The organism is Methylobacterium sp. BE186 (assembly GCF_031457035.1).
GTDB lineage: Bacteria > Pseudomonadota > Alphaproteobacteria > Rhizobiales > Beijerinckiaceae > Methylobacterium > Methylobacterium segetis.
Window position 1 is genome coordinate 1 of sequence record NZ_JAVDVV010000040.1, and the last position, 13100, is coordinate 13100.

The following is a 13100-nucleotide window of genomic DNA, read 5'->3' on the forward strand; positions in this document are numbered from 1 at the left end:
GCTTGAGAATACCGGCAGCCTTCGCAAAGTGTTGGAAACGATCCAGAGGTCGCTGCCGGATTACGCCTGGATCGGGTTTGCCGATCGCGATGGCCAGGTGCGTGCCGCCACAGGCGGCCTTCTTGAAGGGGCGAGCGTCAGCCAGCGCCCCTGGTTCAACGATGGCATCAAGCAGGCCGCAGTGGAAGACGTGCACGCGGCGGCCTTGCTGGAATCCGCGCTTCCTCCCAACAGCGACGGGATGCCGTTCCGGTTCGTGGATGTAGCGGTACCGATCGCCGATGCCTCGGGCCACATCGTCGGTGTTCTCGGAGCTCACCTCAGTTGGCGATGGGCCGACATCGTCCGGCGCGAAGTCCTGTCGTCTCGCAGGCCTGAGCTGAAGGAGGATGTGGTCGTCCTCGATCGCGCCGGCCGGGTCCTGCTCGGATCCAACCCCGGAGCGACGCCGTACACCGCCGCGGATCTCGCATCCGGTCATTTCATCGTCCACAGCGCTGAAGGCGATCGGCTCGCCGCGACCGCCGCCACCCGCGGACGAGGCGACTACCCGGGCCTGGGCTGGATCGTCGTTGCGCTGCTGCCGGTCGACACGGCACTGGCCGGGGCGAACCGTCTGACCGCCCTGATCCTCCTGCTCGGGCTCGCCACGGCTGTACTCGGCGTTGTCGCAATCTGGTGGGCCGCGGCACGGCTGACCCGGCCCTTGGCGCAGCTCACGGGAGCCGTCGACCGCATCGGCCGCGAGCCGAATGCGAGGATGACGCGCCATGTGCACGGCTCGCCCGAGGTTCTGCGCCTGTCTGCCTCGGTGAGATCGCTGCTGAGGCGCATCGGCACCGCCGAGGCGGAGGCGCGCCTCGTCGAAGCGGAGGCCTCACAGGCGGTTCATGCCGCTCAGGATCGCGTCAGACGTCTCGGCGCCGATCTGCACGCGATGCAGGTTCTGGCCGAAACGGACGCGTTGACAGGCCTGCTCAACCGGCGCGCGTTCCTGCCCTTGGCCAACGACGCGATGAGCTACTTCAGGCGCTACCGGCGTTCGATCTGCATCCTGATGATCGACATCGATCACTTCAAAGGCGTCAACGACCTGTACGGCCACGCTGCGGGCGACGAGGTCATCCGCCAGGTTGGACGCATCATCAGCGAGGCGATCCGGACGACCGACAAGGTCGCGCGGTTCGGTGGCGAGGAGTTTGTGGTTCTGCTCCGCGAGACCGATCTGAAAGGCGCGGCCATCTTTGCGGATCGGATCCGCCAGACGGTGGCAAACACCGTGTTCGAGCCCGAAGGGCCATGCCTCAGGTCGACGATCAGCATTGGCATGGCCGAGGCTGAGTTAGCCGATGGTGACATCGACCACACGATCGAACGGGCAGACTGCGCCCTCTATGCGGCCAAGTCCGACGGGCGCAACTGCGTGCGATCGTTTGCGGCGACAGCATCGCCAAGTCTCCGGGCGGCCGCGTAGTGCGGCTACGAGATTGAGAGGCATCGCATCGGAAGACAGAACAGCGAAAAAGAACATTTCCCATGCTAGCGCTCATTCTCGACGACGCGGAGATGAACAACCTGGTGATCGTGGCCGCGCTTCGGCCGCTTGCTGGTTGTACCCCGCATGACTTCACCGCGCCGGCCGAGGCTCTCACCTTCGCGAAGGCCAACGCCTGCGAGATCGGGGTGGTGATCACCGACTACGAGATGCCGGTCATGGACGGCATTGAGTTCATTCGGGCGTTGCGGTGCATTCCGGAACTCGCGACCGTGCCAGTCGTCATGGTCACGAGCTCCGACCAGCGCAGCCTCCGTCGCGCAGCGCTGGAGGCCGGCGCGACCGACTTTCTGCCCAAACCCGCCGACCCGGTCGAGATCCGCGCACGCGTGTCGAACCTGCTGGCCCTCTCCGCAGCTCATCGGGCCCAGCGCGAGCACGCGGCGCAGCTCGCCCGCGAAGTTGCGGCCGCTGTGGCCCTGGTTGAGGAGCGCGAGCGCGAGATCGTTTCGACCCTGATGCGGGCGGCCGAGCACCGGGACGCGGATACCGGGGACCACATCGTCCGGGTCTCCACCTATGTGGGGCTGATCGCTGAGGCGCTCGGTCACTCCCCGGCGGAGTGCCGGCAACTGAGTCTCGCCGCAACCATGCACGACGTCGGCAAAATCGCCGTGCCAGATTCCATCCTGCTCAAGCCCGGCGCGCTCACGCCCGGGGAGCGCCGGGAGATGGAGCTCCACGCCGAACGCGGTCAGCGCATTCTGGGTGGGAGTGCCTCGTCCGTGATGCGGCTCGCGGCCGAGATCGCGGTCAGCCACCACGAGCGCTGGGATGGGACGGGCTACCCACATCGTCTCAGGGGTGAGGCAATCCCACTGCCAGGGCGGATCGTTGCGGTGGCGGACGTCTTCGACGCGCTCACGACCGAGCGCCCCTATAAGGAGGCGTGGGCGCCGGAGGCGGCACGTGCTTTCCTGGCGGAGAAAGCCGGCACCCACTTTGACGTGAAGGTTGTCGAGGCTTTCCTGAGCCGCTGGCCAGATGTCGTTGCCCAGGTCACGTTCGCATCGAACAAAGCAGCATAGTTTTACTTTCTCTAAACGCTAATGAATACGCCGGCTCTCTCGTAATCGTTAACTGCCGTCCTTCTATCATCAGCCGCAAAGGGATCAGACACTAGGCCGGCGGTCGATACATCATGGTGCTGCGTCGCATTTCGGATAAGCGGGGTCGCTGTCGGGCCGCCGTACAGCGCACGCTCTGCGCCGCAGAGAGGTACGGGAGCGACCGCCGTGGATCGGTCGCCGTCATCTTCGGGCTCAGCGCCACCGTGCTGCTCGGCATGGCGGGCGGTGCCTCCGACTACGCGCGCCTCGTCCACCGCCGCGCCCAGTTGCAGAGCGCCGTCGATGCCGGTGTGCTGGCTGGTGGCAATGCCCTCAAGCTAGCGGCCTCCAACCCCGCCAGCATCGCGGGCCTGACCGAGCAGACCATCCGCGACGCGGCCAAGGGCTCCGTCAGCCAGCCGCTGACGGTCAACATCACCGTCGCAGACGACAAAACCAGCGTCTTCGCGCGCGCAGAGGAGACGATCCGGTTCACCTTCGGCGCGTTCGTGGGCATCCGCTCTACGACCATCGCGACGAAGGCCCGCGCCAACGTGGTCGGGCGCATGCGCCTGTGCATGCTGACGCTCGACCCCGCCGCTCCCGGCACATTTGCGCTGCAGAAGAACGCTCAGGTCACCGGCAACAGCTGCTCGCTGTACTCGAACTCCAAGAACACCAAGGGCATGGTCGGCAAGGACAATGCCCTGGCTCGGGCCGATCTCATCTGCTCGGGAGGCGGCTTCGACGGAGCAAAGGCCAACTTCTCGCCCAACCCGCAGACCGACTGTCCTGCCATCGAGGACCCGCTCAAGGGCACCGGTCAGCCCAGTCTCGGCGACTGCGTGCAGCTACCCGCCTCCGCGCGCAAGGACGGCAAGCTCCGCCCCGGCGAGAACAGGGTCGACACGAGCTTCACTCTGGAGCCCGGCACCTATTGCGGGGGCCTGCAGATCACCGGCGCGGCGGTCGTGACGCTCAAGGCCGGCATCTACATCATGAAGGATGGGCCGCTGATCGTGAAGGACAGCGCCTCCATGTCGGGCGTGGACGTGGCCTTCTTTTTCACAGGCAACAAGAGCGGCCTGCTGTTCGACAAGAAGACCACCATCAGCCTCGCGGCACCGACCACGGGCGTGTTGGCGGGTCTGCTGATGTCGGAAGAGCGCTCGGTCAGCTCACCGATCGATCCGGTCCTTGAAGCGACCGACATCATCACAGGCAATGCCATCCCGCCGACACCGCCACCGCTGGGCAGCACGAAGCCGATGCGGACCTACCGCATCATCAGCGACAACGCCCGCACGATGCTCGGGACGATTTACCTTCCGGCCGGGCGGCTCGTGATCGACGCCAGCAAGCCTGTGGCGGATCAATCAGCTTACACGGTCATCGTGGCGCAGCAGGTGAACCTCTACGAAGGGCCGAACCTCTTCCTGAACGCCAACTACGACGCCACGAGCGTGCCGGTGCCCAAAGGCGTCGGCCCACTCTCAGGCAAGCTGCTGCTGACGCAGTGAGTGCGAAGGTGCTTGGCTCAGGCGGCAGATCGAGTGGCCGAGCGAGCACTGCATCGCAGTCTCTGGTGAGGGCTCCGCTCATCTCGGATTGCCGCGGAGCTTCGGCCGTCGAATTCTCGCTCATTGCCTTCCCGTTCCTGGCGCTGCTGTGTCTCATCCTTGAAGCCGGCTTCGCCTTCCTCTCGCAGCAGACCTTGGACATCTCGGTTGACCGAGCCGCGCGCCTCCTGCGCACGGGCGAATTCCAGGACGGGGCGAATGGCTCCGAGCCGAGTGAGCGGCTGCGCCGGCTCATGTGCGGCAGCCGGGTCGTGTTCTTCCGCTGCGATGATGTGCGCCTGGACGTGATCCGCGCCGGCAGCTTCAGCGGAAGCCAGATCCCTCCGGCTTATGACAGCAAGAAGCAGGATTTCCTGATCAGCTTCGGCACGCGCTTCGAGTGCCCGGAGGGAGACGATGTGGTTGCGGTGCGCGCGGCCGTGCCGATCCTGCGGCCCTTCAGCTTCATGAACATCGGCGGCCAAGCCATGGCTGGCGGACGGCAGTTGCTCACCGCAACCGCGATATTCCGAGCCGAGCCGTACTCCGGAAAGTCCTGCACCTGAGAGGGTCTTAGCGTCGGAATGGGAGCGGGGTTGCTACCCCGAGGCGTTAGCAACTCGCCAGAACCGGAGATGGCTGCTCTGCCACATGTGATGGCAGCAGCCCGAGAGCGCGCCGGTAGATGGCGATGCGGCGAAGTACTCTCTTTGCCTGCAGGGTGTCGTGGGAGCCGAATAGGCGCTCGGCGGATCGGAGGAGCACGTCAGCGTCACGGGCCGACAGCGCGGCAAGGGTACGAAGCCTGGGCAAGAGCGGAGGGGTCATCAGCCCCACTAATCCTCGGCAGCCTCTAGGAGATCAACTTCAACATTCATTAAGCTTGATAAGCAGTTAGCGGAAGCGCAATCCTAGCCAGAGCGGGTGCGTTAATTCTTTCCTGGTGAACTGCCGATCTCGCGTACGACGATATGTGTTCATGACTGCTGAGCGCCGAGTGACCCCGCGATATGAGATATCTCGCGTCGGTCAGATCACAGTTGATGGAGCCCGCGAGCCAATCGACTGCTTCGTGCGTGACATCTCGTCGTCCGGCGCGTTGGTCGTCGTCCAGGCACCAAAGGCAATCCCGAAAACTTTTCGCCTGCACATCGTCGGTTCCGCCCGCCAGCGAACATGCGAGGTGAAGCGGCGCACGACGGAGACCCTTGGCGTAAGGTTCATAGACTAGTGGGACGGCTTCGCTGTGCACGGCCTGCGGCGCACGTTCATCACGGTTGCGTAGAGCTGCGACCTCTCGGCCTACGCACTTAAGGCACTGGTCAACCACAACCTCGGGCGCGACGTGTGGAGTGCACCCTGTCTGAGCGGACAGGCGGCGAGGCGGGTTTAGGCACTCCGGCTGAGGAACTCTCGGGGCGAGAGCATGCGCAGGCCGGAGTGCGGGTGGATGGTGTTGTAGTCCTCGAACCAGCCGGGCAGAAGTCGCATCACAGTCTCGGCGTCCGGCAGGATCGTGAGGCGGGCGTAATCGCGCTTGAGCGTCTTCACGAACGCCTCTGCGATGCCGTTGCTCTGGGGCGAGCGCACCGGCGTGAACAGCAACCGCAGGCCGAGCGCAGCGGCCGTTTGAGCGGTCTGCTTGGCGATGTAGGCGGAGCCGTTGTCGGACAGCCACTCGACCGGATGCGGTGTCTTCGTCGCGCCGAACCGGCGCTCGGCGCAGGCAAGCATCAGGTCGCAGACCATCTCGGCCGAGACACCCGCCGTGGTCGCTGACCAAGCCATGATTTCGCGATCGCAGGCGTCGATGGCAAACAGCACCCGCACGACTGCGCCGTCCCGGCAGCGCAGTTCGAGGTGGTCCGAGCACCATCGCACGTTCGAGTGTAGTGCGACGACGACGCCGTCGTGGGTCCGGCCGGGACGGCGGGCAGTGTGCGGCGCGAGGGTGAGCCCGTTCGCCCGCAGGATGCGTAGCACGCGCTTAGCGTTGATGACGGGCTCGCCGCGCGAGCGCAGCACCCGGTTCACCAGCGCAGTGACGCGGCGGTAGCCGTAGCTCGGCCGTGCATCGACGATCGCGCGGATCGTCGGCAACAGCAGCGCATCCTCGGGCTTGCGGTAGGGGCCGCGCGGCCGGGAGGAATGGCTCTGGCGCTCGGTCAGATGAGAGCGGGCTACGCCGAGCGTGTCGGCGACCGCCTTCACCGCGAACCGCCCGTCGGCTCGCCCCAGGAGGCGAGCGGCAAGCTCAGTTCTTTTGTGCGCGCGAGGTCGAGCGCCTCCTTCAGGATCTCGACCTCCATGGTCTTGCGCCCGAGCAGGCGTTCGAGATCGCGCACGCGCCGTTCCAACGCGCGCACCCGGCTGGTGCCAACGACTTCCTCGTCGGCTTGCACGGCCTGATGGCCGCCCTCGAGCATGCGTCGCTTCCACGAGAACAGCAGGCTCGGCGATATGCCGTAGCGGCGGGCCACGAACGATACGGACGAGCCGGGCTGCTGGCTCTCCTCAATGAAGCGGATCTTCTCGGACGTGGACCAGCGACGTCGGCGCTGAACGCCAGCCAGGATCTCGCCGTGCACCGGCGGGGCAGTCGGATCAGGTGACATAGCCTTACCCATAGGCTTGCGCCTATGCCTTCGTGAGCTATGCCGCCTGTCCGGTCAAAACGAGGTGCAGTTCAACGTGATGGCAGGCTACATCATCAGCGGCCCCGAGCGCCTCCGCGAACCTATGCAGCGCGTCACCAACCGCCTGAAGGAGTTGGTTGGCTTGTGCGAGTTGGCCGAGAACATCGCTCGCTTGCGAGCCACCTCCCAAGCGTGATCTCACTCGGTTCAGCCGAACTCAGCGAGATCTGATTGAGGCGCAAAGCGTGCTTCGCGCCAAGTTTCCACCCGAGATCCCGACTGGAAACCAGGCCTTCCGCTTGGCGCCCATCTCGGTCGCTCAGCCGACTCGGCGGCCACTCCGAAGCAGCCGGGCGGCTCTTGGCCGATTGTGTTGAAAAACTCCGTTTGTCCCTCTGCTGAGGGCATGAACCCACAACACCTGGGACAGCGGCGAGAGGCAGCCACCAGCGGTAGAGACCTCGGTCCGTGCTGAGGAGTTTTTCAACACAATCGGCCATGATCAGCCTTCGGTGTGGATGTACCTGCGCTTCGCGCTGAGCTGTCGTGATGTTGAGGAACTCCTGGCCCAGCGCGGCATCACCGTCGCCTACGAGAGCATCCGCCGCTGGGTGCTCAGCTTCGGGCCGCTGATCGCCCGCGGGCTGCAGGCGCGGCGCCCGAAGCCGCGACCATAGGTTGTCTCACTTGGTATCAAGCAGCTTGCTTAACTTAGATCAGTGTGCAGCTTAGCTCGGGAAAACTCTCCTGCATCCCTGGCTCTATCTCTGAAATGTTGTAAAACTATCCTGGTGGGGGAGCGTCATGAATTTTGTGCCAGTGATCGTCGCCGTGCTGCTCACACTCGCCCTTAGTGCGGCATATGTCTCGCTGCGGCATTCCCAGCATGAGTCGCTACTGGAGCGTATTTCCGGGACTCTTCTCATTGCCGGTCTCGCAGTTTTAGGTGGAAGCTTGCCGTTGTTTCACTGACACGCCACCTCTGAATCTCGCCCAGTCGATCCAGGATATTCATTGGCGGATCATGGCGCCAGATCGAATGTCCCTGTAGCTGGTCAGACAATCCTTGGCCTGCTCTTGCGCCTCGCTCAGATCATCGAAGGCAGTGCCGGTTGGACGCCTGAAGACCATGCGAGTTGACGCGCGATCCCTACATCGGAGCCGCTGAGTCCTCTCGCCTGTCTTGCGCAGCTCCTCTCTGGCTCGCCGTTGGGCTTTTTGCGGCCACGGCTGGTACATGTGCGGCGCAGAGCCGAGCCCACGCCTACATCTACCAACAGCGGCTCGGTCGGCTGTGTCCGCTATCCCTCAAGTTCGCCGCTGGGGCTTGTGTTCGCCGCTGTCCGGCCGGGTACGAGGATAGAGGCAGGTACTGTCGCTTCAGGAACATGTGCAGTAGCCGGTAGAATCTTGTGGCCGTGCCCAGCTCGGCAGGCGAGCATCAGCTCACCAGGATGCGCTCCATGGCATCCTGAGCGGCTTGCATGGCATCACCCCAGTTTCGATCTGTCGCTCGTCAGGAAGCCCTAACCTTTGCAGTTGTCTTGGCTTTGAGCCGCACTGGCCTCCTTCTCACAAACATGAGGAGGGCACCTCATGAACGGTTCCACTGGCTTGCTGCTCGGCCACGTGGTGCTTTGCAGCGTTGACCGCGCGTGGCCGTCCAGCGAGCTTCCTTGGCTTCTTCTGCCTGCTCGGGCTGGGCTGCGTGATTGCAACATCAAGCCTGTTCAGCCTCGCGCGCCACGGCCGCTAAGCAGGTGCTATCCGCGTCTTTGCTCCGGTACAGGAGAGATAGGAAAGACACCTCCTCAAAGGCGTCCGTAATAGAGAAGCAGAAGCAGAGCTGCCATCAGGCCGAGCGCAACAGCCAAAATCACACGCCGATGTGCCTGTTGCGGCTTTGGATAGAGATGACCAACAGCAGCAAGAAGCAGAATCGCGGCGAGGAGAAGGACAGCGTTGGCAGACATCACAATTGAGTCTGTCCAGCCCATCTTGGGTCAGCCGCGTAGGCAATCGGAGAGCTCCAGAAGCACGTTGCAATCTGTCTGTAGGATGGAGCAGCTCAAGACGAGCTTCAGGAGCTTCGCATCAGGTCGCATAGATGACGGAGTTGAACAACGATGATCGCCATGAGGCCTGCAATCGCGCATTTCTCATATGCCAGGTCGATATCGTTCACTGCTAACATCCGACCTGCACTGGCTCCCGTCACGATGACCCCGAGAATGAACAGGCGCTGGCGAAGATGGATCATGGAGAGTGCCTGAAGGCGTAGTAGCTGCACCGTCTCGGACCGACAGCAGTTGATCAACAGCGGACGCTTCCTCTGGTGCCTCATCGCCGCCAGGCAGGCTCGCCAAACCAACGTCTCCACTCAGGGCCGACCGTCCATGCACAATGTCAGAGTGAGCGGCGGCGGACACTACGTGGAGCTCGCCGCGCCACCTTGCTCCGCAAAGATTTCCAAATAGACAACGTTTCCTGGTTGATCGCGGAAAATCCGGTAGGACGCTGTCGGGCATGCTTTCTGCGCCAGAGAGCGCAAGTCGTCTTCATTGCGATAGATGAGGCACCAATCCATGAAGCCAGCCATAAAGCCACGGCCGTGGCTGTCACGTGTGAAATTTCCGATCGATAGCAAGCCTCCTGGCTTCAGCCGAGAAAACAGGGCTCCAATCAACGCAGTTGCTGTTGCATCAGTTAGGTAATCAAAAAGCCCAGCCGAGTAAACCAAATCGTATTTCTTCGTAACTTTCTTACCTCTTATCAGTGCTGCGAAAGTGCGTGGCAGACCGGTTATGCAGTACTCAGGGTAAGTGCACTTGGCTTCGGCGATCGACGAACTGTCCTGATCGAGTGCTGTAAACTGTACGTTGTTGTCAGAGGTCAGCAACCGGAGGGCGTCCAGTTCGCGCATATGCCCGGATGCGACCGACAGCACCTCTGCCATCTCCCGCTGCCGCATATACTTATAGATGATGGTCGCCAGGTAGTCTCTGCGCCACAAGATGCTCTTGGCGTTCGGAAGCGTGGTTGTTGCCTGATGAACAACGCCGGCTAGACCGTTAGACGGTGACGCCGTGGGACGGTAGATGAAATCCAGCATTACGGCGTCGCCGGCGTAGCCGCGCGGCTTGTCGAATGCGCGGCGAGAGTAAGGATCCGACAGGAAGACTTCTGAGAGCGGATGTGCCTGACAGGACGCCTGAAACGCTGCCAGCTCTCCTGCCGACGAGGCTGCGTCGAAGGACGCAGCCAACTCCCGCGCGAGCCAATCGATGGTGTCGGAACCGGGGCTCGCAGCGAGGCGGGCCTGAGCCTCAGAGAGGATGACGTTCAGGTGATCCACGCGCAATCCTCCAGCCTGTAACCTTAACAGTTCCTTACCTCTTTAGGGGTAATTTTGCACAGATGCCTCGGGGGTGCCCTCCACAGATCGCTCGCCGCTGTCCACAGGTGCTCGCTCCCGCGACCTTGCCGCTGACTGCAGGGAGTGTTGTCCGAGCCGTGTGGGGACGGGGACTCAAACTCCTCCCGGTGGCCGGACTGGTTCGACGAACAGGTGCTGGCAGGTCATCGGATACACGCCGCGTTCCAACGCTGATGCCGTGCGAGGGCGCATAGAATTGGGCTCATTCAATCAGGTGAAAATTCACTTCAATCGGGTTTCTCGGCTGAGTGCCATGAAGGCGCGACAGCCATTGGGCCACCGCTAAGCATCTGTGAACTTCGGTTGTGCTAAAACTGAGCGTCCCTGCGCTAGAGGCAGGTCGCTCGCTTGAAAGAGTTTAATTCGTTTCGAGGCGGGCTAACTTCGATCGACGGGCAGTTGGATGCTGTGAATGACGCCGACCCTCGCAGAAAAAATTGATGCCGAGCTCAGTAGAGCTTGGCATGCGAAGCGGTCGCCTGCCCTAAATACTCTTTATGAGCTCCGCCGTGAGGATTGGCAGCGGCGAAACACGCGGATCTCGGCGCATCTCGGAAATCTCGTGTATGTCATATTCTTTGTCGCCGACATTATCCTCATCCATGACGTAGCGCTGGCCAGCATAATTGCGAGATTTGTTATCGGGGCGGCGTTCCTATCCTGTACTGAAGTTCTGTTTCGGCGTGGCGCTCGGTCCCTGATTATCGAAACGGAGTGTGCTGCGGCGACTGTAGTCGCATTCGCGACTTGGTTGTTGATTGCGAGCTGCAGCGAAAATCGTGATGTGCTGCCGTACTACGTGACGTACGGCGTCATATTTATGCTTGGACAGAACGTGTTCTTCAACTTCCGGTTCGTTGTTGCTGCCGTTTCATCGACCACAATTCTGCTTTTCTCTCAAATCACGCTGTTGCATGAGTTTTATCTCAGTGTGCAGTATTTATTTGTAGTTTCTACGCTATATTTTTCAACTTATGCACTAACGCTTTTCGTAAACTGGAAACTGAACGACGAGCGGTACTTGGTTATTCTGAATTCGGTTCGGGCAGAGATCCGGCAAGAGGAAGCAATCGAGCGTGGAGAGGCGCTGCTGCGCCTCTCCACCACGGACGCGCTCACTGGCCTCGCGAACCGTCGTGCCATCGACGATCAACTTCGTGTCTTCTGGCAAGCGTGGCAAACCTCGCAGAGGAGCTTCGCTGTCGTCCTCATCGATGTCGACTTTTTCAAGCGCTACAACGACTGTTACGGGCATCAGAAGGGTGACACCTGCCTCGTGGCCGTGGCGAAGGCCATGGTGGAGGCGGTCGGGGGCGAACATTGCGTCCTCGGGAGGTTTGGCGGCGAGGAGTTCATTCTGCTCGTGCCAGCCAGGTCCCGCAAAAATATCGCCGCCATTGCTGAGAGTGTTCGGCGCTCCGTTGAAGATCTTCAGATTCCCCACGAGCAGCGTCCCGACCAGTCACACGTTGTGACGGTCAGCATCGGTGCCGCCCTGAGTGACGATATTCCGGGATCGAAATTTGAACGGCTCGTCACCGAGGCGGACCGTGCATTGTACAATGCGAAGAACGGGAATCGGAACTGCGTCCGAATTTTCGACCGCAACGATCCAAACCAGTTGGACATCAACGAAAACATTGCTGATCTACTGCGCACGGCGGAAAGTCAGAACCTTGTCTCGCTGGTTTACCAGCCGATCCGGGATCGGTCGGGAGGAGTTGTTGCCGTCGAAGCCCTAATGCGACTGAGAACGCCACGCGGGAAAAGCATTTCCCCGGCCGTCTTCATTCCTTTGGCTGAGCAGATGGGCCTGATCGTGCAACTCGGACGGTGGGCGATCCGGGCAGCGTGCCGTGAGTTGCTGGTCGGGCAGTTCGTGCCTGCGGTCAGCGTGAATGTCTCGGCACTGCAGCTGAGATCGCCAGGGTTTCCGCTGTCGGTCGCCGCGATTTTGACCGAATTCGGGGTGGCGCCCCAGCGCCTCATCATTGAGGTGACCGAGGGGTTGCAGATCGAAGGGCAGCCGGAGATCGTGCAGAGCATTCAGGAGCTCAGGTTGCTGGGCGTGAGAATCTGGCTCGACGATTTTGGCACCGGCTTCGCCGGACTCTCGTGCGTTCGGGAGGTTGAGTTCGACGCAATTAAAATTGACCGGTCGTTCCTACAAGCGAGCTCGACGCCGAAGGGCGCGGAAATGCTGCGGGGGATCATCGATCTCGTCCGAGGCACAGGCTGTCAGGTTCTCATGGAGGGCGTTGAGACGCAGGAGCAGCGTGACATCCTTCTCGGGCTCCAGGTGGACCTCCTTCAAGGCTTCTACCTTGGCCGACCGGCCGCAGCCGCAGACATGATGCCGGCGATCGCTCATGTGGCGAACGCCGCCCTCCTTGAGCAGTCACTGTCGGCTTGATCGCCTCTCATGCAGCCTCGGTCTAAGGGATGTCGGTGCGCGCTCGCCCGCTGGCTGCCCGCTTCAGGGGCACGTGCTCATCGGGACAGGCTTCGGCCCGTTGTCGTCCGTGGCCGCGGCTGCCGGACGTGAGCAGGGGTCTACGCCCGCCAGCTTGGCAGCGATAATCTGAGCCTTCGGGTGGGTGTACCGAAAGAGCATCCTCGGAACGCGATGACCGCTGATGAGAGCGACTACCGGCACGTTCAGGCCAAGCTCGAAGAACCGGCTGACAGCCTCGTGCCGTAGGTCGTGAAACCGAAGGTCGGGAAGCTGGGCCGGCCGGACGGCCCGCTTCCACGCCATCTTCATCGCATTGAGCGTCAGCGGGATGAGATGGTCGCTGCTCCCTCCCAACGCCTCTAACTGGCGAATGACCGTTGCTGTTTTTGTGCAGTCGCACCGTCTCATGG

11 protein-coding genes and 1 pseudogene are annotated in these 13100 nt (G+C 62.1%); 8 read left to right on the forward strand and 4 right to left on the reverse strand.

Features of this window, described 5'->3' with window-relative positions; translation table 11 throughout:
- The 5 genes from J2X36_RS25225 to J2X36_RS26950 all read left to right on the forward strand — a co-directional run.
- Positions 1-1474 (forward strand): sensor domain-containing diguanylate cyclase (locus tag J2X36_RS25225; RefSeq protein WP_310354775.1); only part of this gene is annotated, 1474 nt, incomplete at its 5' end.
- Between the two features lie 62 nt (positions 1475-1536).
- A complete protein-coding gene (locus J2X36_RS25230; protein ID WP_310354777.1) occupies positions 1537-2583 on the forward strand; it encodes an HD domain-containing phosphohydrolase in 1047 nt (348 codons plus the stop codon).
- Between the two features lie 113 nt (positions 2584-2696).
- The gene (locus J2X36_RS25235) at positions 2697-4124 is read left to right on the forward strand and encodes a pilus assembly protein (protein ID WP_310354779.1); all 1428 of its coding nucleotides are present in this window, start codon (positions 2697-2699) and stop codon (positions 4122-4124) included.
- Between the two features lie 65 nt (positions 4125-4189).
- A complete protein-coding gene (locus J2X36_RS25240; protein ID WP_310354781.1) occupies positions 4190-4729 on the forward strand; it encodes a pilus assembly protein in 540 nt (179 codons plus the stop codon).
- A 413-nt stretch (positions 4730-5142) separates the two neighbouring features.
- On the forward strand, positions 5143-5394 hold the full coding sequence (locus J2X36_RS26950) for a PilZ domain-containing protein (RefSeq protein WP_405029856.1): 252 nt from the start codon (positions 5143-5145) through the stop codon (positions 5392-5394).
- 158 nt (positions 5395-5552) lie between these two features.
- Here J2X36_RS26950 and J2X36_RS25245 read toward each other — a convergent pair.
- Positions 5553-6790 (reverse strand): IS3 family transposase gene (locus tag J2X36_RS25245; RefSeq protein ID WP_310354783.1). Its coding sequence is split into 2 segments (ribosomal slippage): positions 5553-6424 and positions 6424-6790, totalling 1239 coding nucleotides; the frame shifts between segments, so codons are not numbered across the junction.
- Positions 6791-6857: 67 nt separating this feature from the next.
- On the opposite strand from J2X36_RS25245, the gene J2X36_RS25250 reads away from it, so the two are divergent.
- The gene (locus J2X36_RS25250; protein ID WP_310354785.1) at positions 6858-6995 is read left to right on the forward strand and encodes a hypothetical protein; all 138 of its coding nucleotides are present in this window, start codon (positions 6858-6860) and stop codon (positions 6993-6995) included.
- Between the two features lie 322 nt (positions 6996-7317).
- Positions 7318-7467: pseudogene (locus J2X36_RS25255) on the forward strand (IS6 family transposase); the annotation flags it as partial.
- 1143 nt (positions 7468-8610) lie between these two features.
- Here the strand turns inward: J2X36_RS25255 and J2X36_RS25260 are convergent.
- Together J2X36_RS25260 and J2X36_RS25265 are read right to left on the reverse strand one after the other, a co-directional pair.
- Entirely contained in the window at positions 8611-8796 is a 186-nt protein-coding gene (locus J2X36_RS25260; protein ID WP_310354787.1) for a hypothetical protein, read from the reverse strand.
- Positions 8797-9227: 431 nt separating this feature from the next.
- Entirely contained in the window at positions 9228-10154 is a 927-nt protein-coding gene (locus J2X36_RS25265; RefSeq protein WP_310354789.1) for a class I SAM-dependent methyltransferase, read from the reverse strand.
- Between the two features lie 493 nt (positions 10155-10647).
- On the opposite strand from J2X36_RS25265, the gene J2X36_RS25270 reads away from it, so the two are divergent.
- Positions 10648-12648 carry an EAL domain-containing protein gene (locus J2X36_RS25270; protein WP_310354791.1) on the forward strand — a complete coding sequence of 667 codons (2001 nt, stop codon included), beginning with the start codon at positions 10648-10650 and terminating at the stop codon, positions 12646-12648.
- Positions 12649-12711: 63 nt separating this feature from the next.
- Here the strand turns inward: J2X36_RS25270 and J2X36_RS25275 are convergent, their stop codons facing one another.
- Positions 12712-13098 (reverse strand): tyrosine-type recombinase/integrase, encoded by a 387-nt coding sequence (locus tag J2X36_RS25275; RefSeq protein WP_310354793.1) that lies wholly within the window; start codon positions 13096-13098, stop codon positions 12712-12714.
- Between the last annotated feature and the right edge of the window lie 2 nt (positions 13099-13100).

Bases quoted from the DNA above. Each gene is read 5' to 3' on its own strand.
- J2X36_RS25230 (WP_310354777.1), top strand. From the start codon at position 1,537: ATGCTAGCGCTCATTCTCGACGACGCGGAGATGAACAACCTGGTGATC.
- J2X36_RS25235 (WP_310354779.1), top strand. From the start codon at position 2,697: ATGGTGCTGCGTCGCATTTCGGATAAGCGGGGTCGCTGTCGGGCCGCC.
- J2X36_RS26950 (WP_405029856.1), top strand. From the start codon at position 5,143: ATGACTGCTGAGCGCCGAGTGACCCCGCGATATGAGATATCTCGCGTC.
- J2X36_RS25250 (WP_310354785.1), top strand. From the start codon at position 6,858: ATGGCAGGCTACATCATCAGCGGCCCCGAGCGCCTCCGCGAACCTATG.
- J2X36_RS25260 (WP_310354787.1), bottom strand. From the start codon at position 8,796: ATGGGCTGGACAGACTCAATTGTGATGTCTGCCAACGCTGTCCTTCTC.
- J2X36_RS25270 (WP_310354791.1), top strand. From the start codon at position 10,648: ATGACGCCGACCCTCGCAGAAAAAATTGATGCCGAGCTCAGTAGAGCT.
- J2X36_RS25275 (WP_310354793.1), bottom strand. From the start codon at position 13,098: ATGAGACGGTGCGACTGCACAAAAACAGCAACGGTCATTCGCCAGTTA.